Raw genomic sequence first — 20,819 nt, 5'->3', positions numbered from 1 at the left:
AAAACCTACATGTAGATTCTAAAGAGAGCCGAAGGGCTCTCTTTAGTTCTGCTTTTTTTGAAACACGATAAAGAAAAAAAGACCGATAAAAACCAATCCTATTCCTAAAAATGCGCTCAAAGGCGGAACGGGTGCTCCTAAAAAAAGAACCTCTCCGATCAGCGCGAAAATGACTTCGGCGGCTTGCGTCGCATCCACCGCGGCGATTTCGGCACTGGTTTTGGCGCGGCTTCTCGCATATAAAAAGAGCGTCGTCGCAACGATGCCCGAAAAAAAAGCGACCGCGGCGGTATTCGCGACTTGCGAAATCGAGGGCGGCGGCGGAGTCGTGCAAACAATCAAAACCAACCAAAAAGGAACGGAGCCTAAAGAGAGCAAGAGCACTTTGTGAAATGCATTGTGCATTAAAGGATCGTCGATGTGCGGAATCCATGAATGGGTTTGATGTCTGGCTTCCCACACGAGCTGATTGCCGATCGGGTAGCAAAATGCCGCCGCCAAAACGGGTAGAAAACCTTTTAAGAGTTCATTCCAATTAAAATGCGTGATCGAAGCGAGGTTGACCAAGGTAACGCCCAAAAGAATCAGAGCGCAAAAAAACCAGATGCGTTTGGCGAAACGCTTTCCAAAAGCGATTAAAACGACTAACGAAGCGATCACGGTCACTTGCCACGTTGTTGCGACGACCCAGCCTTGCACGAAATCGGCACTGTAACATAACAGCGCGTAAAAGCCTCCAAAGCCGATGCTTCCGGAGAGTATCCAAAAACGCCAAAAGCGTTTAAAAAGGGCTAAAACGCCTTTGAGCGTCGGAACTCCTTCCCAAAAGACGATGACGAGTGCCACCATGGCGATCATAAAAAAATAGCGAAGCGATGCCGACCAAATCCAGTGTCCGTGCGCTAAACTCATCATACGGTTGAGCAGAAACGTCGTGCTGAAAAACAGCGCCGAAAGCATTCCTAAAAAAAGTAGAGCCGGCATAGTTCTCCTTTAGCCGTGGCGTCGTGAACGAACGATACAATAAAAAGCGATTCCGCAACCAAGCGCGGCAAGCAAGTAGGGCAGTTTCGCTCCGAAATGTTCACCGATGATTCCGGAAGCTATCGGGGCGATGGCCGCACCGCTCCAGCGAAGAAAGTTATACCCGCCCGAGACGATGTTACGCTCAAAACGGCTTTGCATCACGTAAGTCGTTAAAAGTGAATTAATGATGCCGGATAAGAGACCGCTGATGACGATGAAAATTGCCATACGGGTTAAAGAGTCGCTAGCCATGAGTGCCAGTAAAACAAGGCTGAACGCACCGAGTGTCGGCGGAATAATTTTTTCGACGCGCCAGCGTCTCTCTAAGAGATCACTCAGAACGATCGAACCGAGTGCCAAAGCGACGCCCCAGCCGAAGAACAAGAGTCCGATCTCAATCGGATTCATCGGTACAACCAAAGGCGAATACGCCAAAACGACAAAGAACGCATAGTAGTAAAACAGTGCGCCGATCGAGATTTTTAAGAATTTGACGTCGCAAAAAAGTGCTTTAAGGTCGCTCCAACCGGCAGATCGTGCCGTGTTTTTTTTCGGCGGCTCTTGAACGAAGACGAGCACGAGTAAAAAGGCGATCAGGCTCAAACATCCCGTGATAAGAAAAGGATAACGCCACGAATAGTGCCCGACAAATCCGCCCAGAAGCGGACCTGAAGCAATGCCAAAGCCGATCGCTCCTTCAAACAAGCCGACGGCTTTATGGTAGTCGGGCGATAAGGCGATCAATAAAATCAGTGCCGTTGCAAAAAAGTGGGCGTTACCGTATCCCCAGCCCGCGCGAAAGAGGGCAAGTGCGGTAATATTTCCGGCCGAGGCACATAAAAGCGCAAAAAGGGCAACGACGAAGAGTCCAAACGCCATGATCTTTTTATCGCCGAATTTTCCGGCAAGCATTCCGGCGGGAATCATCACAAACGCCATCATCAGGATATACGTGCTAAACAAAAGTTCGACCTGCCACGCGGTTGCACCGAGCTGTTTGGCAATATCGGGTAAAATCGGATCGACGACGCCCATTCCCATAAAGGCAAGGAAGGTCGAAAAAGCGGTAATTTTTTGTGCGAAAGCATAGGAGGAACGCATGTACATGTAAGGCCTTAGGAGAGTTTTTCTAAAAGATTAAAAAGCGTGTTTTTTTCTTCGAGCGTGAGCCGATCGGACAAACTTTTGCGAAACGCGAGAACGGTCGCTTCGGAGCGTTGGAGTACGTCGTATCCTTCGTGCGTCACTTCGATGAGGTTGGCGCGCTTATCGTGTTCGATCGATTTTTTCACGATCAGCCCTTTTTTCTCGAGCGAATCAAGGGTACGGCTGATCGTTGCGGGACTTTTGTTGAGCATGGCGCAAAGCGTTATTTGGTTGACATGTTCGCATGTCGTTAAGATTTCAAGCAAAATGCGCTGTTCGGGTGCGATCCCTTCCGCGCTTAAAAGCGTCGTGATCGTTTGGTTGATTCGATTGGCGGTACGCGCGATACGAAAAGCGATGCTGTCGTTGACGGGTAGATTCATGAGCCGCTCCAAAATAGTTGCATATGAAATTATTGCATATACAACCTTATGAATCGCTCCTCGTTTTTACCTCAAAAATTCTCTTAAGAATGTGCAGCATCGTCGCGAAAATAAATCCGGTTGCGTCCGCCTGCTTTGGCTTGGTACATCGCCGAATCGGCTTCTTTTAAAATAGCGGTTATGTCCGGATGCGTGTCGCTCGTAAATAAAACACATCCGATACTAGCCCCTATCGTATAGTTACCCTCTAAAAGAGCGTAAGGTTCACACAGATGCGTTAAAATTTTTTGGGCGACGCTTTGTGCAAGATAATGCGCCATACCGTAGTGGTTACCTAATTCGCACAGCACGACGATAAACTCGTCGCCTCCGAGCCGTACGGCAAGATCGCTTTTGCGAACGACGTCTTTGAGTCTTGCGGCGACTTGCACGAGCAACATATCGCCTGCATCGTGCCCGTAGCGATCGTTTAAGGTTTTAAAATGATCCAAATCGATAAATAAAAGCGCATGGTAATGGGGCTTGTTTTTTCCTTCGTTCCATAAATGCTGCATGGTTTCATCAAGGAGCCTACGGTTGGCAAGGTGCGTTAAAGGGTCGTAATACGCCATTTCGTGAATCTGCTCTTGCGCGACTTTATGTTGGGTGATGTCGCTGAGATTGGCGATATAGTGCGTGGTTTTCCCTTCGGTATTTTTAATCGCTGTGATGGTTAAAAATTCGGCGAAGACTTCTTCGTTTTTGCGTTTGTTCCACATCTCGCCTTGCCAAAACCCTTTGGTGAGCAACTCTTGCCACATCGCGGTGTAAAATGCTTTGTCATGCTTACCCGATCGGAAAAAGCGAGGCGTTTCGCCGATGATTTCGCTTTCGCTATAGCCCGTAATGCGTGTAAACGCTTCGTTGGCTTTAAGGATTTTTTCGTTTGCGTCGGTAATCAAAATAGCCTCTTGCGTATCGAAAGCTACGGCACTGAGGTGTAACTCTTCCGCCTTTTTTTGTGCGTCGATGTTGATATACACGCCTGTTAAGAGCTTCGGTTCGCCCTCATCCGTCATCTCGACCGCTTTACCCCTGACTTGAACGTAAACCCATTCGTTACGGGCGTTGAGCATACGACGTTCGATCACGAAAGCATGTTTTGCGATGATTTGTTCTTTAATGGCAAAATACATCGTCGCCGCTTCGTCGGGATGGGTCAATTGATAGATCTTTTCCAAACTGATCTCAAAAGCGTCGGGCTCATACCCCAACAGTTTAAAGCATTGCGGATCCCATGTAACGTGATCGCTGATGATGTCCCACGTCCAAAGTCCCGTTTGCGTCGCTTCCATCGCGATACGAAACTGTTTTTCGTACGTCAATTGTCTCTTTTGACGTTCATTTTCCTTCAAATAGCGAATCACAAGCGTCGCAAAAAGAACGCCCAAACATAAAATGAGTGCGGCACTCAGCCATAAGATTTTACGACGCTCTTTATCGCCGTACGTTAAGACGACCTGCTCGTCGGTTTTGATTTCGACGATAAAACCAAACGTGTGCGCACTGCGAAAGACGTTAAGCGTATGGTGTACGTAGTGTTTGACATGTTCGTAAAAATCTTCGTGATCTTTAGGATGTTGCGGCGTGTAGTGCGACAAAGCTAAAGGCTGTGTTCGATCGCTTGAAAAAAGCAAGGTTCCGTCGATGCGCCAAATCGAAAGCGTCGTACCTTGTTCCGGCGGCAAAATCGAGAGGTAGCGACGGTAAAGATAGTCCGTATTGATCGAAACGGCAACGTAATACGGGCGATTTTCCAAAGTTATTTTTTTGATAACAGGCAAGAAAAAGACGCCGTTGGCATCGATCGCTCGATAATCGCCGTTGGATTTTGAGGCGAAAAAATCCCGTCCTTCTTGCGGAATGCCGATGCGCAAAAGTGCGTCGTCTCCGAAAGGAATCGGCAAAAAGGTGTGAAGGTCGACTGAACGGTCGATATTGTTAGAAAGAGAACTTGCGATGATTTTTCCCGTCTCGTCGCTGATCGAAAACGAACGAATATACGGAACGTTTTCGCATAAGGAATGCAGAAGCGGCGATAACGAGGCGACTTCTTTTTGCGAGACGCTCAGTTGCATGAGACGATCGATCGAAAAATTGAGATGATGGAGCATTTGCGAAAAATGCTCTTCAAACGTATACGCATACAATTCGGCGATGCGGCGATGCGTATCCATCGCTTCTTGGCGAAGGTCTTTGAGTGTCGTCGCCATCAAAAAGATCGTCAGCGCGATGATAAAAAAGCCGATTGACGCGTAACGCAGTACGGTCTTGTTGAGGTAGGTCGGTTTCACGGCGGCGTTACAACCACGATAGGATCAAGCGCGTACCGCTTTGCGATCGTTTGCAAACGACCGTCGCGTTTAATCGTTTGCATAAACGCCTCGGCACGAGAGTATAAAGCTTCTTCGTTTTTATCCAATGCCCACGCGTAGGAAGTTGGATGGAAAGAAGAGGTGGGTGCGATGCGCTTTGCCCACTCTTTTTCGACCAACAGTTGCGTGCTAAAAGGGTAGTCGCTCATCATCACGTCCGCGCGTCCGGACTCGACTTCTTGTTCGCGCGCATGCAACGAATCGACGACATGTAAAGAGGCTTTACGCAAGGCGTTTTGCATCAGTTTCACATGGTACGTTCCTTTGGCGACGGTGACGACGACGCCTTCTTGGTCGATGTCGTCCCACGTTTGGATGCGGTTATTGCTTTTGGATATGATGGCGTATATATCGCTTTGCAGGTGCGGCGACGTGAACCGTAAATATTTTTGACGCTCCGGCGTAATGCCGATCGCAAACATCGCGATGTCGCATCGATGCGATAAGAGGTCTTGGATCAAAGTCGCAAACGAACTTTGTACGAAGCGTACGCTTACGCCGAGCGTTGAAGCAAACTCTTGGGCTAAATCAACGTCGATACCGGAAAGTTTTTGCGTGCGGGGATTGAGGTACGAGATGCCGTAATATTCGGGCCAAATACACACGCGAAGTTGTTGGGTATGCAAGACGGTATCTAAAAGGTCGGCAAAAAGAAAGGAAGGAAAAAGCATTAAGGCGATGTAAATTCGCGGAAACACTCCCATGGCGTGACCTTTTTATGACATCAAAACATACGGTTTTAAAGTATAGCACAAAAATGCGATTGCTATTTTGAATTTACAAAAATCGTGCTACAATGAGGGCAATTATCAGATCAAGGAGTTACGAATATGTTTGTCAGATTAAACGATCGCGTCTACCTCAATGCCGATCGCATTACGCGTATTAAAATCGATGAAGTGCAAGACGGTATCCGCGTGCGCTTTTACGAAGGTCAAAACCAAGTCGCCAAAAGTCAAAAATTTCCGTCCGTCGCCGAAGCGAGCGCATGGATTGAAAAAACGATGAATCAAAAATAAGAAGAGCGCCTCGGCTCTTCCCCCTTTTTTCCAAGGTCTACGGCGTAGACGCAACACTTTTTAAATACGGAGAACAATACCATGAAAATCGATTGCAGCGGTTTGGCGTGTCCCGAACCGGTTTTAAAAACAAAAAAAGCTTTGGAGACGCTTCCGAACGACTCGATTTTAGAGATCGTCGTCGATAACGTTGCTTCGCGAGAAAACGTTTTGCGTTTCGCGCAAAATAGCGGTTATGACGCAAGAGCCGAAGATTTACAAGACGGTAAAAGCCTGGTTACGGTCGTGAAAGGCTTTGCGTGCGCGGTTGTCGCTTCTTCTAAAGAGGAAGCGTTTTTGGACAAAACCCTCTTTTTGAAAAGCGATAAAGTAGGCGAGGGCGAACTCGGTGCTAAACTGATCGTCGGGTTTTTGAAATCCACGTTAGAACTTCCCAAGCTTCCCAAACGCATCGTTTGCGTCAACACGGCGGTGCATTTAACGACCGCCGATGAGACCTCTCCCGTGATCGAGATTTTAAAAGGCTTGGAAGCCAAAGGCGTTGAAATTTACTCGTGCGGCGTTTGCCTTGAATTTTACGGTGTGAGCGACCGGCTCAAAGTCGGTAAAATCGGCAATGCGTACGGCACGATCGAGATGCTTTTCGGCGGAGAAGGCACTATTAGCTTATAGGAACGCTATGAACAACGAAGCAAAATTGACCAAATACGTCAAGGCTGCGGGTTGTGCTGCCAAGCTAGGTCCGGGGGATCTCACAGAAGCGATCGGCAGCCTTTCTTGCACGCATGAAAACGTATTGGTCGGAATGGACACCAGTGACGATGCCAGCGTATATGCGCTTGATAGCATGCGTGCGTTGGTCCAGACGGTCGATATTATTACGCCCGTCGTGGACGATCCGTTTGTTTACGGACAAATCGCCGCCGCTAATTCGCTAAGCGACGTTTTTGCGATGGGCGGAGAAGTCGCGACGGCGATGAATATCGTCGGATTTGACGGTTGTCATCAACCCCGAAGCGTGCTCAAAGAGATCTTAGCGGGCGGGGAGAGTAAAGTACGAGAATGCGGCGGCGTCATTATCGGCGGTCATACCATCGAAGCACCCGAAATGACCTACGGTTTAAGCGTTGCGGGGTTTGTTCATCCTCAAAAGATTTACCGAAACAATACGCCCAGAGTCGGCGACGTGCTCGTTTTGACCAAACCGTTGGGCATGGGTATCTTAACGACGGCGATCAAAGCGGATATGCTTCCAAACGATGCGGTCGAAAAGGTCGCGTCGATTTTGGCAACGTTGAACCACAAGGCGTCGCGCATCATGCAACGCTACGACGTGAGCGCATGCACCGACGTAACGGGATTCGGACTTTTCGGGCATGCGTACGAAATGAGTGCCGATCGCGTGAGTATTCTTTTTGATATCGACGCGATTCCTATCGTCGAGGAAGCTAAAGCATTGGCGGATATGGGGATTATTCCCGCCGGAGCGTATACCAATAAAGCCTATTTGAGTGATAAAATCGCCGTTAACAAAGCGCATCGAAACGAGATCATGCTTTACGACGCGCAAACGTCGGGCGGCTTGTTGATCGCGGTTTCGCAAAACGACGCGCCAAAACTGCTCGAACACCTCCGAAACGAAGGGGTGGAGTATGCGGCAATCATCGCGGAAGTCAAGGCGTTTTACGACAAACCGTTGGCGTACATGTAAGATCGAGGGTGTGTAAAAACGGCGTGCTATAATGCGTTTCGCCTTGATTTTACCAAGCGGGTATGGATTTGCGTTTGACTTTGTTGTATGATAATTGCATCTTAATTTGCACGGGCACAAATGGATTGTATCGGAAGTTTCGTCACGATTAAAGGGCGTGATTGGTATTTTAACGGGTGTTCTACATGTCAAGGTTTTTGCTGTGACGGAGCGCACGGCTTTTCGCTAGCACCTTTGATTTTAGAAGATTTTGAAGCGGTTTATCGCTATTTCCCGATTGTTTTTAGCTTTCTTGAAGATAGCTTGGGCGTTTTTGTTTTACTGAACGACGGAGAAAACACGTGCCGCTATCTTGATCATAAACGTTGTTCGATCTACGATGCCCGCCCGCCCGCATGCCGACTCTATCCCGTGAGCCCTTACTTCGAACATCTTTTGGTGGATACGAAATGCCCTTCGCTAAGCCGTACGCAAGGACGGTTATTGTGCAAGAACGGTGTTTTGGAATCGGCCTTTTACACGAAACGTTTGGAAAATTTTGTCGCTAAAAAAGAAGAAACGCGTCTTTTTTTAGAGAGCATTAACGCTCGAAACGATTTTGAATACGTTGGCAAAATAGCCGATACGCCGCTGTACGTTTACAAACCGACCTCTCAAAACCGATACTTAAGTATGCATTTAGAATCGCTCACATTACTGACGTCGTATCTCAAAACGCCTTATAGCGCATAAGCGTTTGTTTTCAACCCCCTTCGGATAGGATGCTTAAATTTTAATCAGTTTAGTGTTTATTCGTTTTCAAAAAATCGGTTATACTTTCGGCAGAAAACATGTCATTGGGGCGAAAGCCTCACTGCTAATCACTGAAATGACGGCTAGGGTTCCGGCACATCGTGCGTCTGGTCCGAGAGCTGTCGCCTCTTGAGTAGAGGTTCACGGAGGGATAAAAGCCCGGGAGGTTTTCAACCTCTTGGCGTGTTTCCCAAATTCTACTCAGGAGTCTTCCATGACCTCTATCTTTAACTCTGTGCTGAAGCTTTGTGTTGCCTCTATGGTGGCTACTACGATGATGAGCGTCTCTTTAATGGCTCAAACCAAAGAGAAGTTCCAAGTCGCGTGGACGATTTACGTCGGATGGATGCCGTGGGACTATGCACAACAATCCGGTATTATCGATAAATGGGCGAAAAAATACGGCATTCAAATCGAAATGGTTCAAGTCAACGACTATGTCGAATCGATCAACCAATATACCGCCGGAAAATTTGACGGATGCGTGATGACCAATATGGATGCACTCACGATTCCTGCCGCGGGCGGTGTGGACTCCACTGCCGTAATTATCGGCGATTTTTCCAACGGGAACGACGGTATTATTCTTAAAAACAAAAAAAGCCTTGCCGAAATCAAAGGTCAAAACGTCAATCTCGTCGAACTCTCCGTCTCTCACTATCTTTTAGCACGCGGACTTGAGAGCGTCGGGCTTAAAGAAAAAGACATCAAAGTCGTCAATACCTCAGATGCGGACATCGTTGCGGCATTTGCCTCACCCGAGCTTACCTCTTTGGTCACTTGGAATCCGCAACTCAGCGAAATCAAAGGGATGAAAGGCGCTTCTTTGGTATTTGACTCCAGCAAAATTCCCGGCGAAATCATCGACATGTTAGTGCTCAATACCGAGACGATCAAAGACAATCCCAAGCTTGCCAAAGCGTTAACCGGCGCATGGTACGAGGTGATGGGCTTGATGAAAAATAAAGACGCAAAAGCGATTGCGGCAATGGCAAAAGCCTCCGGAACGGACGTTGCGGGTTTCAATAGCCAACTTAAAACGACCAATATGTTCTACGACGCCAAAGATGCTCTAAAATTTACTCTTAGTGCCGAATTGCCTAAAACGATGCAAAAAGTGAGCGAATTCTCCTTTGAGCACGGTATTTTAGGAGACGGTGCCAAAGATGCGACCTTTGTCGGTATGGCGTTTCCTAACGGCAAAACCTACGGCAGTACCGGAAATATGAAACTTCGCTTTACGGACGAATACATGAAATTGGCGGCTGAGGGAAAACTCTAAAATTCGTATACAAAAGAGGATAGGATGAAGCGACTGATCAACCGAAAACCCAATCGCGGGAACGCCTTGCTATTAGGACTGCTCCCGTTTGTCATTCTCGTGATCGTGTACGTGTTTGCTTCCCATGCGAGGTTAGCGGACAATGCCGAGGATAAGCTCTTACCCTCGATCGCGCAGATGGCGCAAACGATGGACAAGTCGGCACTGAGTCCGAGCAAACGAAGCGGCGAGATCATTTTTTGGAACGATACGCTCGCTTCCTTGCAGCGTTTAGGATTGGGGATTGGCATTAGCGCGGCGTTGGGATTGATGCTCGGCGTGCCTTTGGGGTTGATTCCGCTCGTTCGAGCGGGTTTTTCCCCGTTTATCGCCGCCTTTTCGATGGTGCCGCCGATTGCGATCTTGCCGATCCTTTTTATCGTCTTTGGAATGGGAGAGGTCGCTAAAGTCGCATTGATCGTTATCGGCGTAACGCCCATCATCGTGCGCGATTTACAGCATCGCGTCGAGGAATTTCCTAAAGAACAGCTCATTAAAGCGCAAACTTTGGGAGCCAGTTCGTGGACGCTTGCCGTTCGCATTATCGTCCCGCAGATGTTACCGCGCCTTTTAGATGCGGTGCGATTGACCTTGGGAACGGCGTGGATTTTTTTGATCTCCTCCGAAGCGATTGCGGCGACCGAGGGACTTGGGTATCGCATCTTTTTGGTCAGACGTTATTTGGCAATGGATATGATTTTGCCCTATGTTTTATGGATTACGGTGTTGGCGTTTTTAGCGGATTTTATCCTCAAAAAAGTGACATGTAAGGTTTTCCCGTGGTACGCGAAAAAGGATGCCCTATGAGTTTGATTACGATCAAAAATCTATGGAAACGCTACGGGGATAACGTCGTGTTGGAAAACCTCTCTTTGGAGATCAAAGAGGGCGAATTTTGCACGTTGGTAGGACCTTCAGGGTGCGGTAAGAGCACGTTTTTAAAGATGTTGCTCGGCGAAGAGAGCCCGAGTAAAGGGCTTTTTCTCTTTGAGGGTAAACCGTTTCCGAGCGAACCGAGCGTGGAGCGGGGCATCGTGTTTCAGCGTTATTCGCTCTTTTCGCATTTAAGCGTTTTGGAAAACGTGATGCTCGGCATAGAGCTGGGAAAAGCGCCTTTTTTAGGCAAGCTCTTCGGTCGCGCTAAAAAAGAAGCACGCGCCGAAGCCGTCGCGATGCTAGAAGCCGTGGGGCTTGGAAACGTGCTTCATCACTATCCGAGCCAATTATCCGGCGGGATGCAACAACGCCTTTCCATCGCGCAGTCTTTGGTTAAAAAGCCTAAACTGCTTTTATTGGACGAGCCTTTCGGGGCGTTGGATCCGGGCATTCGAGCCGACATGCACGCGCTTATTTTGGATTTGTGGAAGAAAAACAACTTAACCGTCGTGATGGTCACGCACGATCTTCACGAGGGCTTTTATTTGGGAACCAGAGTGTTGGTGTTCGATAAGGTTCGAAACGATCCTCAAGCACCCAACGCGTTTGGCGCAAAAATCACGTACGATATTCCGTTATTGCGTGAGAAAAAGGAAGAAAAAAATGATAGATAAAAACAAGATTGTTTTGGAAGAGCGTATCGTTGGGGGTGCGAAGTGGTCAAAAATCATCAAACGCGGCGATAAAATCCGCATTTATGCCAAAGATGCCAATGCGAGTGCAAGCATCATGTTCTACAACGCCGATAATTTCAGCGAGCGTTACAACTCTGCCGATACGGTCAAGATTCAGTGGAACGCCTTTTTAGGCAAAGGTAAAGTGCTTTTCTCTGAACTCGGGCACGTGCTTTTGTCGATTACGGATGATACCACCCAAGGGCTTTTGGATACGATGGCGGGCATGAGCAATGCACGCATCATCGAAAAAAACTTTGGAATCGGCACGTACGAGAAGATGCGCAACGCTTATTATAAAAGCGACCGCGAAAACTTTTTGATCGAACTGGGCAAATACGGTATGGGCAAGCGCGATATGATCCCGTGCCTCAATCTTTTTCGCAAAGTCGACGTCAAAGAGGGAAGTCGTTTGGAGCTTTCTCCTAAACGCCCCAAAGCGGGGGAGTACATCGAGTTTCGTGCCGATATGAACGTGCTTTTGGTGCTTTCCAATACGCCGCACGTTATGGAAAAAGGAACGTACGCGCCCAGCGAACTTTCCGTTGTGATGTATCACGCAGAGGAGTTGAGCGAAGATGATTTTTGTTTGAATTTTAGCGAAGAAGCCAGACGCGGTTTTGAGAACAACGCGCGTTATTTTGCCTAAGGAGACAACGATGGAAGCAAAAGAGATATTTAATGAACGCGTCAGTTCGGGTGTGCCGTTTTACCGTGTCGTTAAAAAGGGTCAAACGATTCGCATCGTCGATTTGGAGGGGTGTCAAGCGGTCGATACGCTTTTTTACAACGCGAACGATCACGAAGAGCGTTACAGTGCAAGCGATACTATTCGCGAGCAGGGCAGTATTTTTATCACGACGGGAACAAAACTGCTTTCCAACGACGATAACGTGATGCTCGAAGTCATCGCCGATACCTGCGGAAACCACGACACTTTAGGCGGGCATTGCAGTGCCGAGAGCAATACGGTGCGTTTCGGACACGACAAAAAGTACATGCACAGTTGCCGCGACAACTATCTTCTAGCGATCGGAGAGCTTGAGATGCACCCGCGCGATCTGACCAATAACATCAACTTTTTTATGAACGTTCCGGTTGAAGAAGACGGTCATTTGGCGATCGTGGACGGTATCTCTAAAGGCGGCGATTACGTCGAAATGAAGGCTTATATGGACGTTTTGGTGCTTATTTCCAACTGCCCGCAACTCAATAACCCGTGCAACGGTTTCAATCCGACGCCGATTCAGATCATCATCAAAGAAGCCTAAGCGCGTTTGCGCCTTTTAAAGGACGACCTTTAAGAGAAAAATAGTTTTGCGGGACGACCCGCGAATTTTTTGCAAGGATGAGAGATGTTTAAAAAAATTCTGATTGCCAACCGCGGCGAAATCGCCTGCCGCGTCATTAAAACCCTCAAAAAAATGGGCATCGTTTCGGTGGCTGTGTACACTGAAGCCGACAAAGATTCTTTACATGTAAGCTTTGCGGACGAAGCATACTGCATCGGCAAAGGAATGGCGAGTTCAAGCTATCTGGACGGTGAAAAGATCTTAGCGTTAGCCCAAAAAGTAGGCGCGGAAGCGATTCATCCGGGGTACGGGTTTTTAAGCGAAAATGCCGCTTTTGCGAAAGCGTGTGAAACCAAAGGCATTGTCTTCATCGGTCCAAGGGCTGAGCATATCGAAGCTTTTGGTCTCAAACACACCGCAAGGTCTCTCGCAGAGTCTCATAACGTCCCGTTACTTCCGGGCTCATCCCTGCTTAGTAGCGTCGAAGAAGCGTTAAAAAGTGCCCAAGCGATCGGTTATCCGGTGATGCTCAAAAGTACCGCGGGGGGCGGGGGCATCGGTATGCAGCTCTGCTATGACGCAAAAGCACTTCAAGAAGCGTATGCATCGGTCAAACGTCTGAGCGAAAACAACTTCTCCAACGGCGGTCTTTTTTTGGAAAAATACGTCGCCGCCGCGCGTCACATCGAAGTACAGATATTTGGCGACGGCAAAGGCGTGATCGCGACCCTTGGCGAGCGAGACTGCTCGATTCAACGCCGCAACCAAAAAGTCATCGAAGAAACGCCAGCCCCCAATCTTAGCGATGAAACACGACAAGCACTCTATGAAGCCGCGACGCGTTTGGGGCAGTCGGTCAATTACCTGAGTGCCGGAACGGTCGAGTTCGTGTACGATACGACCACAAACGATTTTTATTTTTTAGAAGTGAACACGAGGCTTCAAGTCGAACACGGCGTAACCGAAGAGGTCTGCGGCGTGGATTTGGTCGAGTGGATGATTCGCCAAGCTTACGGTCACAACGATGCGCTTTATGCTTATGTTCACCGTCCTATAGGGCATGCGATTCAAGTACGCGTCTATGCGGAAGACCCGCTCAAAAATTTTCAACCCAGCTCCGGAATGCTCCATAACGTTTCGTTTGCTCCGAATATTCGCGTCGATTCGTTTATTGAAACGGGTGTGAGCATCGCCTCGTTTTACGATCCGATGATTGCTAAGTTGATCGTCAAAGCCCCTTCGCGAGAAGAAGCCCTTACGAAGATGCAAGAAGCGATCGCACAAACGCGCATCGACGGCATTACGACCAATCTTTCGTATTTGGGTGCGATCGTGGGAAGCGACTTTTTTCAACACGCAACGCATACGACCAAATCGTTAGCCGGTTTTGCCTATTCGAGCAACCGCATCGACGTTTTAAGACCCGGAACGCAAACGAGCGTGCAAGATTTTCCCGGACGCGTCGGCTATTGGGATGTGGGCGTACCGCCTTCGGGTCCTTTTGATGCGCTTCATTTTCGCTACGCCAATACGCTTGTGGGCAATGCCAAAGAGGCTTCCGGACTGGAGATCGCGATCACGGGACCGACATTGCGTTTCAATCAAGCAAGCGTTATCGCCCTATGCGGCGCGCGTATCGATGCGAGCATCGACGGGGAAACCGTGGCGATGAATCGCGCGATACATGTCAAAGCCGGAAGCGTGCTCAAACTCAAAAAAGTGCACATGCAAGGCTTTCGTACGTACCTTGCAATTCGAGGCGGTTTGGACGTGCCGTTGTATTTGGGTTCGCGCTCGACCTTTACGCTCGGTCATTTCGGCGGACATGCCGGACGTGAATTGATCGCGGGAGATGTTTTACATGTAAGCTCGATGATCGCCCAAGAGCCGCTTAGCGAACCGCTGAATGTAGCCCACGCAATCACGAATACGTGGGAGATCGGCGTGTTGTACGGGCCGCACGGCGCACCGGAATTTTTCACCGAAGAAGACATCGAGGCGTTTTTCGCCGCGACGTGGGAAGTGCATTATAACTCCAACCGTACGGGGGTCAGGCTTATCGGTCCTAAACCTTCGTGGGCGCGCAAAGACGGCGGAGAAGCGGGACTTCATCCGTCCAATATTCACGATAACGCTTATGCGATCGGTGCGGTAGACTTTACCGGCGATATGCCGGTCATTTTAGGGCCTGACGGTCCGAGCTTAGGCGGGTTCGTCTGCCCCGTAAGCGTCGCGAGTGCCGAGCTGTGGAAAATCGGTCAGCTTCGCGCCGGCGATAAAATCCGCTTCGTACCGATCAGCCATGACAATGCGATCAAAATGCTTCAAGCGCAAGAGGCGGCATTGGAAAAAGGCGTCGCGTTTGATGCGCGGTCTTTCTTACATATAGCACCGCTTGGCTCGACGATTTTGTATCGCGATGAGGGCAAAAACGATTTGCCGAGCATCACGTTTCGACAGTCCGGAGATGCATATTTGCTGATCGAATACGGTTTGATGCAGCTCGATATCGCCCTTCGTTTTCGCGTTCACGTCTTGATGGAAACGCTCAAAAAAGCTTGCATTGCGGGAATAATCGACATAACGCCGGGCATACGGTCGTTGCAGGTACATTTTGATCCGTTAGTGTGCGATCGGGCAAAGCTAATCGAGCAAATTGCGGCAATGGAATGCTCGCTTCCGAGCATCGACGACATCGAAGTTCCGACGCGCATCGTGCATTTGCCGCTTTCGTGGGACGACGTGCAAACGCGCATCGCGATCGAAAAATACATGAAAATCGTTCGTCCCGATGCGCCGTGGTGTCCAAGCAATATCGAATTTATCCGTCGTATCAACGGGCTTAACGCGATAGAGGACGTGAAAAAGATCGTCTTTGATGCCAATTATTTGGTCATGGGACTAGGAGACGTCTATTTGGGAGCACCCGTCGCCACGCCGCTGGATCCGCGCCACCGACTCGTCACCACCAAATACAACCCCGCGCGTACGTGGACGCCGGAAAATGCCGTGGGTATCGGCGGGGCGTACATGTGCGTGTACGGTATGGAAGGTCCCGGAGGTTATCAGTTTGTCGGTCGTACCGTGCAGATGTGGAACAAATACCGCCAAACAAACGACTTTAAAGAGGGCAAACCGTGGTTGCTTCGCTTTTTCGACCAAATCCGATTTTATGAAGTGAGCCATGAAGAATTGATGCAGATGCGCGAAGATTTTCCGCGCGGCAAAATCAACCTCAAAATCGAAGAGAGTACGTTTAGTTTGAAAGCGTATAAAGCCTTTTTAGCGCAAAACGGCGAAAGCATCGACGCTTTTGTGACCATACAACGTCGGGCGTTCGAAGAGGAGCGTTTGATGTGGGAAAAAACGGGACTTGCCAACTTTTCGGCGGAACACGAAGCCGAAGTCGCGCACGAAAACGAGGTCGTGGAACTCGGCGATAACGAAGGCGTGGAAGCACCCGTTCAAGGCAATTTATGGAAAATTAACGCTAAGGTCGGCGATACCGTGAAGGAGGGCGATGTTTTGGCGATCGCCGAGTCGATGAAGATGGAGATCGCGATCGAAGCTTCCGAAAACGGAAAGATCGTCGCGGTTTTGTGCGAAGAGGGCGAGAACATTCATGCGGGTAAATTGCTTTTTATCATCGAGCCGATCAAGGCTTAAAATGAGATCGCACCTTCCCGTAATCGTCCTTTTTTCAGCTTCCATTCTCTGGGGGCTTTCATGGTGGCCGTTGAAACAGATTCATGCGTTGGGCATTGAGGGAATTGCTCTTATTTTCGGTGCGTACGGCGTATTGGCGTTGGTCTATTTGCCTCTAACGCTAAGAGGATTTTCGCGCCGATACGCAACGGGACTCGGTGCGATAGCCCTTTTGGGCGGCGGAGCAAACCTTTGCTTTACCTATGCGCTGATTAACGGCGACGTGGTGCGCGTGATGGTGCTCTTTTACCTTTTGCCCGTGTGGGGCGTGCTGGGCGGTTACTTCTTTTTGCACGAAAAGCTCAGCCTCGCCAGAGTCGGGGGAGCATGGCTTGCCGTTGCGGGGGCTTTTTTGATTTTGGGCGGAGTCGAAACCTTACATGTAAGCTTTTCGACGATCGATCTGATCGCTTTAGCGGCGGGGATTTTTTTCGCGCTCAACAACATTTTGTTTCGCTCGTTGAAAGAGGTACATGTCAACGTCAAAGTCGGAGCGATGTTTTGGGGATGCTTCGTGCTTGCTAGCACGCTAATACTACTGGGCGTCGAGCGTTTTCCGAGTGAGGTCGGTGCTAGGGCATGGGCGGCCTTGCTGGCGTACGCTCTTTTATGGTTACTGCTTGCCAATATCGGCTCGCAATGGGGCGTCACGCAGATGGAGGCGGGACGCTCATCGATCATTATCATCATGGAGCTGGTGACGGCCGTGGTATCTGCCGCTTACATCGGTGAGCGGGCATTGAGTTTTAGCGAATATACCGGCGGTGCGTTGGTCGTTTCGGCGGCTTTAATCGAAGCCCTGTCATCTCAAGAAAAATAGGAACATACGATGGATAGAATGACTCTTAAAAAAGCGTACGAAGAGGGGCTAAGCCCTCGAACGCTGGTCGCGACGATTAAAGAGACGATAGCACGGCACGCTTCCAATCCGATTTGGATTTACGTGTTAAGCGATGAAGAACTCGAACCGTACCTTGCGCGTTTGGAGACGCAAGAGGCGCATAGCCTTCCGTTGTACGGCATCCCGTTTGCGATTAAGGACAATATCGACTTGGCGGGGATTCCCACGACGGCGGCATGTCCCGATTTTCGTTACGTTCCCCAAACGTCGGCATACGTCGTCGAGCGTTTGATCGAAGCGGGAGCGATTCCGATCGGTAAAACCAATCTCGATCAATTTGCGACGGGGCTTGTCGGTACGCGCTCGCCTTACGGGGCGTGTCACAATAGCATCGACGCACATTATATTTCCGGCGGCTCTAGCTCGGGCAGTGCGGTCAGCGTGGCTTTGAATATGGTCGTTTTTTCATTGGGTACCGATACGGCGGGTTCGGGCAGAGTGCCGGCGGCGTTTAACGAGCTGGTCGGTTTTAAGCCTTCCAAAGGCGTGGTGAGCACGAGCGGCGTCGTACCGGCGTGCCGCAGTTTGGATTGCGTCTCGTTGTTTTGCCAAAACGCGCAAGACGCGAGCTTTATTTTTGACGTGATGGCGGATTTTGACGCGGGCGACGTGTATGCGAGAGCGTTACCCTCTCGGGTGCGCGACGTGCCCGAACATTTTTATTTCGGAGTGCCTAAAAAAGCAGATTTGGCGTTTTTCGGCGACGAGGAAGCCAAAGCCTTATTTGACGCAAGCGTGGAGCGTTTGATCGCTCTGGGCGGAACTCCCAAAGAGATTGATTTTGCACCGTTTTTAGAAGCGGCCGACTTGCTTTATTTTGGACCTTGGGTCGCGGAGCGTTACGTGGCGACCAAAACGCTTTTGGAAAGTTCGCCTCAGAGCTTTTTAGACGTGACCAAAGGCATTATCGAACAAGGAAAAAACAAGAGTGCGGAAGCGTATTTTGAAGCGGAGTACCGATTGAAGGCTTATCGAAGAAAAGCCGAGGAGGTTCTTGAAACGGTCGATTTTATCGTGACGCCGACGACGGGGACGATCTACACGATCGAAGAGGTCAATGCCGACCCGATCAAGCTCAATACGAATTTGGGGTACTACACCAACTTTATGAATTTGCTCGATTGCGTCGCGTACGCGTTGCCCGCAGGTCGAAGAAATAACGGTTTGCCGTTTGGCATCACGATCTTTGCGGATCATTTTAACGATAAAGCGCTCCTTGCGATGGGTGCGCGTTACATGAAGGAGAACGTATGAGTCAGTGGATCGAAGTGGGCGTTTGCGGCGCACACATGCAGGGTTTGCCTTTAAACCATCAGTTGGTCGCTTTGCAGGCGACCTATGTTAAAACATGTAAAACGGCCGTAGGATACCGCTTGTTCGATGTTCCCGAAAAAGTACCGCCGCGTCCGGGACTGCTCAAAGATCGCACAAGTCCTTATGCGATCGAGCTGGAAGTATGGCAAATGCCTTTGGAAAACTTCGGAGCGTTCATGGTGCAAATCGCCTCGCCTTTAGGCATCGGAACGCTTGAACTAGACGACGGAAGCAGCGTCAAAGGCTTTATCTGTGAATGCGACGCGGTAAAAAATGCAAAAGAGATCAGTGAATACGGAGGTTGGAAAGCATATATCGCAAAGGCTCAACACGTTTGATCGTAAAACGACGGAAGCGTTCAAGGAAAATCGATTGTGAAGTATGGCGAGAGGGTGTAGGAATCGAACCTACCGGCAAACGGTCAACCGCCCACCCGATCGGCTTTGAAGGCCGTGGTGCACACCAGAGTCACATACCCCCCGCAAGAGGAAAAATATTTTAACCAAGATATGCTTTAGTGAGAATAAAGTTTGCTTTATTTATAATGAAGCAAACGTGAAAAAAGGAGGAAAAGGATATGGTACGTCACATCATGTTCGTGCTTTTTTTTCCTCTTTTTTTATGGGCGGCGCAAGCCAATCAAAGTGAAAATATTTGGGTGAAAGTCGGGCAAATTTACGGTATCGAGCCGCGCTTGCTTTATTCTATCGCTAAGGTAGAAAGCGACTTGGATCGTTACGTGGTTGCTTTTAGTGCTTCCAAGATGACACCGAAACAAGCCCAAGAGTTACAAGCGTTTTTGAAGCAAAAAGGGATTGAAAGCAAGCAGTATTCGCAAGTGATTGCGATTAAAAGCAAAAACAAGTACGAAGCAAGCCACGTCGTGCATTTTCTCTACACGCGCAACTACCCGCGTTTCGATATGGGCATTATGCAGATCAACTCGATTCACAAACCCTTATTAGACAAGGCAAATATCTCTTTGTACGATCTGTTTGATCCGAAAATCAACATTCAAGTCGGAGCGTATATTTTAGCAACCTGTTTTGAGCGCCATAAAAATACCAAAGACGCCATCAATGCCTACAACGGCAAGATCGACGACAATCCGTACTCCGCCAAAGTGTTTAAAGAGTTTAAAAAGCTCTACAGTTCGTACCAATCCGGTAAAACGCAACTTTACTACCGAAATCCCTCCTAAGCGGCTTATATCTCGCCCAGACGATAGCCCATCTCTTTAATCATCTCGATCGCACCTTCGGGGAGTTTTTTACGCAAGCGTTTGATAAGAGCACGCATATTTAAGATGTTGGTCTCTTCGCCTTCCCAAACGTACTCTTCCAACTCGTTAAACGTTACGACGCGATGGCGATCTTTGATAAAAAGGTCCAAAAACATACACTCTTTTTTAGCGAGCTTAATCTCTTCGTTTTGAGGATCGAACAAGCGGTGATTGAGATAATCGTAGGTATATCCGCTCCAAAACGAGAGGGTTTGCGAGGGTTTGTGGCATAACTTTTTGACTTTTTGGACCAACTCGTAGATAAAAAACGGTTTTTTGAGGTAGTCGTCGCAACCGATTTCGTACGAGGTTTGGATTTTTTCGAGATCGTGGTTGGAACTGATGATGATGGCGGGAACGTCTTTATGGTAGATGCGGATCGTCTCCAAAATGGAAATACCGTCGATAGAGGGAACGTTAATATCCAAAATGAAGCAGTGATATCCGCGGTTGAGTGCATCGAGGGCGACCTCTCCGTCCATAAAAAGATCGACGGTGTATCCTTCTTTGACCAAGACGCTTTTGATCACGTTGGCAAGGCGTTCGTTATCTTCCAAGACTAAAATTTTCATACGGCACTCCCTAAAATAATCGTAAAGCACGCACCTTGATTTTGATTTGAGACAAAGATGCGTCCGTTCATTTTATCTTCGATAATTAATTTTGACATGTAAAGCCCTATTCCGTGTCCGTGTTCTTTGGTGGTAAAGTATGCCTGAAAGACGTAAGGAAGCTTCTCCTCCGCAATACCGCCGGCGTTGTCCGCGATCGTGATGACGAGATTTCCCGCTTGATTGTAAATGGCGATGTCGATGATGCCCCGTTTGATTTTTTTGGCTTCTCGTGCCTCTTTGATTTGATCTTTGGCGTTGTTGACGATGTTGAGCAGGGTTTGCATAAATT

Annotated in this window: 21 protein-coding genes, 1 tRNA gene and 1 riboswitch; of the genes, 14 read left to right on the top strand and 8 right to left on the bottom strand. The window is 48.8% G+C overall.

Features of this window, described 5'->3' with window-relative positions; translation table 11 throughout:
* Positions 1–42 precede the first annotated feature (42 nt).
* The 5 genes from OA34_RS06950 to OA34_RS06930 all read right to left on the bottom strand — a co-directional run bounded on the left by OA34_RS06950 (position 43) and on the right by OA34_RS06930 (position 5,673).
* On the bottom strand, positions 43–984 hold the full coding sequence (locus OA34_RS06950; RefSeq protein WP_039673755.1) for a DMT family transporter: 942 nt from the start codon (positions 982–984) through the stop codon (positions 43–45).
* A gap of 9 nt (positions 985–993) precedes the next feature.
* Positions 994–2,127, bottom strand: coding sequence for an MFS transporter (locus OA34_RS06945; RefSeq protein WP_039674033.1), 1,134 nt, complete (start codon positions 2,125–2,127; stop codon positions 994–996).
* A gap of 14 nt (positions 2,128–2,141) precedes the next feature.
* Positions 2,142–2,555: a MarR family winged helix-turn-helix transcriptional regulator gene (locus OA34_RS06940; RefSeq protein WP_039673753.1), complete on the bottom strand. Its 414-nt coding sequence runs from the start codon at positions 2,553–2,555 to the stop codon at positions 2,142–2,144.
* Between the two features lie 83 nt (positions 2,556–2,638).
* The gene (locus OA34_RS13650; RefSeq protein WP_286682902.1) at positions 2,639–4,888 is read right to left on the bottom strand and encodes a diguanylate cyclase domain-containing protein; all 2,250 of its coding nucleotides are present in this window, start codon (positions 4,886–4,888) and stop codon (positions 2,639–2,641) included.
* Positions 4,885–5,673, bottom strand: a complete 789-nt coding sequence (locus OA34_RS06930) for an ABC transporter substrate-binding protein (protein WP_039673751.1) — start codon at positions 5,671–5,673, stop codon at positions 4,885–4,887. The genes OA34_RS13650 and OA34_RS06930 overlap by 4 nt, the downstream gene beginning before the upstream one ends.
* Positions 5,674–5,799: 126 nt before the next feature.
* Here OA34_RS06930 and OA34_RS06925 point away from each other — a divergent pair, with 126 nt between their 5' ends.
* The 13 genes from OA34_RS06925 (at position 5,800) to OA34_RS06865 (ending at position 18,972) form a co-directional block, all read left to right on the top strand.
* Entirely contained in the window at positions 5,800–5,988 is a 189-nt protein-coding gene (locus OA34_RS06925; RefSeq protein WP_039673749.1) for a hypothetical protein, read from the top strand.
* A gap of 81 nt (positions 5,989–6,069) precedes the next feature.
* Complete coding sequence (yedF, locus tag OA34_RS06920) at positions 6,070–6,660, top strand: sulfurtransferase-like selenium metabolism protein YedF (protein WP_039673746.1); 591 nt, start codon at positions 6,070–6,072, stop codon at positions 6,658–6,660.
* Between the two features lie 7 nt (positions 6,661–6,667).
* Positions 6,668–7,699 carry a selenide, water dikinase SelD gene (gene selD / locus OA34_RS06915; protein WP_039673744.1) on the top strand — a complete coding sequence of 344 codons (1,032 nt, stop codon included), beginning with the start codon at positions 6,668–6,670 and terminating at the stop codon, positions 7,697–7,699.
* A gap of 120 nt (positions 7,700–7,819) precedes the next feature.
* The gene (locus tag OA34_RS06910; RefSeq protein WP_286682901.1) at positions 7,820–8,431 is read left to right on the top strand and encodes a YkgJ family cysteine cluster protein; all 612 of its coding nucleotides are present in this window, start codon (positions 7,820–7,822) and stop codon (positions 8,429–8,431) included.
* A gap of 132 nt (positions 8,432–8,563) precedes the next feature.
* Positions 8,564–8,659: riboswitch (guanidine-I (ykkC/yxkD leader) on the top strand.
* A gap of 46 nt (positions 8,660–8,705) precedes the next feature.
* The gene (locus OA34_RS06905) at positions 8,706–9,773 is read left to right on the top strand and encodes a putative urea ABC transporter substrate-binding protein (protein ID WP_039673742.1); all 1,068 of its coding nucleotides are present in this window, start codon (positions 8,706–8,708) and stop codon (positions 9,771–9,773) included.
* 24 nt (positions 9,774–9,797) lie between these two features.
* Positions 9,798–10,619 carry an ABC transporter permease gene (locus OA34_RS06900; protein ID WP_039673740.1) on the top strand — a complete coding sequence of 274 codons (822 nt, stop codon included), beginning with the start codon at positions 9,798–9,800 and terminating at the stop codon, positions 10,617–10,619.
* Complete coding sequence (locus tag OA34_RS06895; protein WP_039673738.1) at positions 10,616–11,362, top strand: ABC transporter ATP-binding protein; 747 nt, start codon at positions 10,616–10,618, stop codon at positions 11,360–11,362. Before OA34_RS06900 ends, OA34_RS06895 begins: the two co-directional genes overlap by 4 nt.
* Positions 11,352–12,071 carry an urea amidolyase associated protein UAAP1 gene (locus OA34_RS06890; protein ID WP_039673737.1) on the top strand — a complete coding sequence of 240 codons (720 nt, stop codon included), beginning with the start codon at positions 11,352–11,354 and terminating at the stop codon, positions 12,069–12,071. The genes OA34_RS06895 and OA34_RS06890 overlap by 11 nt, the downstream gene beginning before the upstream one ends.
* Positions 12,072–12,081: 10 nt before the next feature.
* The gene (locus OA34_RS06885) at positions 12,082–12,693 is read left to right on the top strand and encodes an urea amidolyase associated protein UAAP2 (RefSeq protein WP_254377159.1); all 612 of its coding nucleotides are present in this window, start codon (positions 12,082–12,084) and stop codon (positions 12,691–12,693) included.
* A gap of 84 nt (positions 12,694–12,777) precedes the next feature.
* On the top strand, positions 12,778–16,380 hold the full coding sequence (uca, locus tag OA34_RS06880; protein WP_039673733.1) for an urea carboxylase: 3,603 nt from the start codon (positions 12,778–12,780) through the stop codon (positions 16,378–16,380).
* A gap of 1 nt (position 16,381) precedes the next feature.
* The gene (locus OA34_RS06875) at positions 16,382–17,239 is read left to right on the top strand and encodes a DMT family transporter (protein ID WP_039673731.1); all 858 of its coding nucleotides are present in this window, start codon (positions 16,382–16,384) and stop codon (positions 17,237–17,239) included.
* Positions 17,240–17,248: 9 nt separating this feature from the next.
* Positions 17,249–18,574: an allophanate hydrolase gene (atzF, locus tag OA34_RS06870; RefSeq protein ID WP_286682900.1), complete on the top strand. Its 1,326-nt coding sequence runs from the start codon at positions 17,249–17,251 to the stop codon at positions 18,572–18,574.
* Entirely contained in the window at positions 18,571–18,972 is a 402-nt protein-coding gene (locus OA34_RS06865; protein WP_039673729.1) for an allophanate hydrolase-related protein, read from the top strand. Before atzF ends, OA34_RS06865 begins: the two co-directional genes overlap by 4 nt.
* A 44-nt stretch (positions 18,973–19,016) precedes the next feature.
* Here OA34_RS06865 and OA34_RS13645 read toward each other — a convergent pair.
* Positions 19,017–19,115, bottom strand: a tRNA-Sec gene (locus tag OA34_RS13645).
* Positions 19,116–19,211: 96 nt separating this feature from the next.
* On the opposite strand from OA34_RS13645, the gene OA34_RS06860 reads away from it, so the two are divergent.
* The gene (locus tag OA34_RS06860; RefSeq protein ID WP_039673727.1) at positions 19,212–19,835 is read left to right on the top strand and encodes a lytic transglycosylase domain-containing protein; all 624 of its coding nucleotides are present in this window, start codon (positions 19,212–19,214) and stop codon (positions 19,833–19,835) included.
* Between the two features lie 5 nt (positions 19,836–19,840).
* On the opposite strand, the gene OA34_RS06855 is transcribed toward OA34_RS06860, so the two are convergent.
* Both OA34_RS06855 and OA34_RS13640 read right to left on the bottom strand, forming a co-directional pair.
* Positions 19,841–20,488 (bottom strand): response regulator transcription factor, encoded by a 648-nt coding sequence (locus tag OA34_RS06855; RefSeq protein WP_039673726.1) that lies wholly within the window; start codon positions 20,486–20,488, stop codon positions 19,841–19,843.
* On the bottom strand, positions 20,485–20,814 hold the full coding sequence (locus OA34_RS13640) for an ATP-binding protein (RefSeq protein WP_286682899.1): 330 nt from the start codon (positions 20,812–20,814) through the stop codon (positions 20,485–20,487). Before OA34_RS13640 ends, OA34_RS06855 begins: the two co-directional genes overlap by 4 nt.
* Between the last annotated feature and the right edge of the window lie 5 nt (positions 20,815–20,819).

It is taken from the genome of Sulfurospirillum sp. MES (assembly GCF_000789415.1).
Classification (GTDB): domain Bacteria; phylum Campylobacterota; class Campylobacteria; order Campylobacterales; family Sulfurospirillaceae; genus Sulfurospirillum; species Sulfurospirillum cavolei.
Note: the sequence above shows the minus strand (reverse complement) of the source record. Positions and strands in the feature narration are given on the sequence as shown.

Bases quoted from the DNA above. Each gene is read 5' to 3' on its own strand.
- OA34_RS06855 (WP_039673726.1), bottom strand. From the start codon at position 20,488: ATGAAAATTTTAGTCTTGGAAGATAACGAACGCCTTGCCAACGTGATC.
- OA34_RS06925 (WP_039673749.1), top strand. From the start codon at position 5,800: ATGTTTGTCAGATTAAACGATCGCGTCTACCTCAATGCCGATCGCATT.
- OA34_RS13640 (WP_286682899.1), bottom strand. From the start codon at position 20,814: ATGCAAACCCTGCTCAACATCGTCAACAACGCCAAAGATCAAATCAAA.
- OA34_RS06930 (WP_039673751.1), bottom strand. From the start codon at position 5,673: ATGGGAGTGTTTCCGCGAATTTACATCGCCTTAATGCTTTTTCCTTCC.
- OA34_RS06890 (WP_039673737.1), top strand. From the start codon at position 11,352: ATGATAGATAAAAACAAGATTGTTTTGGAAGAGCGTATCGTTGGGGGT.
- selD (WP_039673744.1), top strand. From the start codon at position 6,668: ATGAACAACGAAGCAAAATTGACCAAATACGTCAAGGCTGCGGGTTGT.
- OA34_RS06945 (WP_039674033.1), bottom strand. From the start codon at position 2,127: ATGCGTTCCTCCTATGCTTTCGCACAAAAAATTACCGCTTTTTCGACC.
- OA34_RS06885 (WP_254377159.1), top strand. From the start codon at position 12,082: ATGGAAGCAAAAGAGATATTTAATGAACGCGTCAGTTCGGGTGTGCCG.
- OA34_RS06900 (WP_039673740.1), top strand. From the start codon at position 9,798: ATGAAGCGACTGATCAACCGAAAACCCAATCGCGGGAACGCCTTGCTA.
- OA34_RS06910 (WP_286682901.1), top strand. From the start codon at position 7,820: ATGGATTGTATCGGAAGTTTCGTCACGATTAAAGGGCGTGATTGGTAT.
- yedF (WP_039673746.1), top strand. From the start codon at position 6,070: ATGAAAATCGATTGCAGCGGTTTGGCGTGTCCCGAACCGGTTTTAAAA.
- atzF (WP_286682900.1), top strand. From the start codon at position 17,249: ATGGATAGAATGACTCTTAAAAAAGCGTACGAAGAGGGGCTAAGCCCT.
- OA34_RS06905 (WP_039673742.1), top strand. From the start codon at position 8,706: ATGACCTCTATCTTTAACTCTGTGCTGAAGCTTTGTGTTGCCTCTATG.
- OA34_RS06940 (WP_039673753.1), bottom strand. From the start codon at position 2,555: ATGAATCTACCCGTCAACGACAGCATCGCTTTTCGTATCGCGCGTACC.
- OA34_RS06950 (WP_039673755.1), bottom strand. From the start codon at position 984: ATGCCGGCTCTACTTTTTTTAGGAATGCTTTCGGCGCTGTTTTTCAGC.
- OA34_RS06895 (WP_039673738.1), top strand. From the start codon at position 10,616: ATGAGTTTGATTACGATCAAAAATCTATGGAAACGCTACGGGGATAAC.
- OA34_RS06860 (WP_039673727.1), top strand. From the start codon at position 19,212: ATGGTACGTCACATCATGTTCGTGCTTTTTTTTCCTCTTTTTTTATGG.
- uca (WP_039673733.1), top strand. From the start codon at position 12,778: ATGTTTAAAAAAATTCTGATTGCCAACCGCGGCGAAATCGCCTGCCGC.
- OA34_RS06865 (WP_039673729.1), top strand. From the start codon at position 18,571: ATGAGTCAGTGGATCGAAGTGGGCGTTTGCGGCGCACACATGCAGGGT.
- OA34_RS06875 (WP_039673731.1), top strand. From the start codon at position 16,382: ATGAGATCGCACCTTCCCGTAATCGTCCTTTTTTCAGCTTCCATTCTC.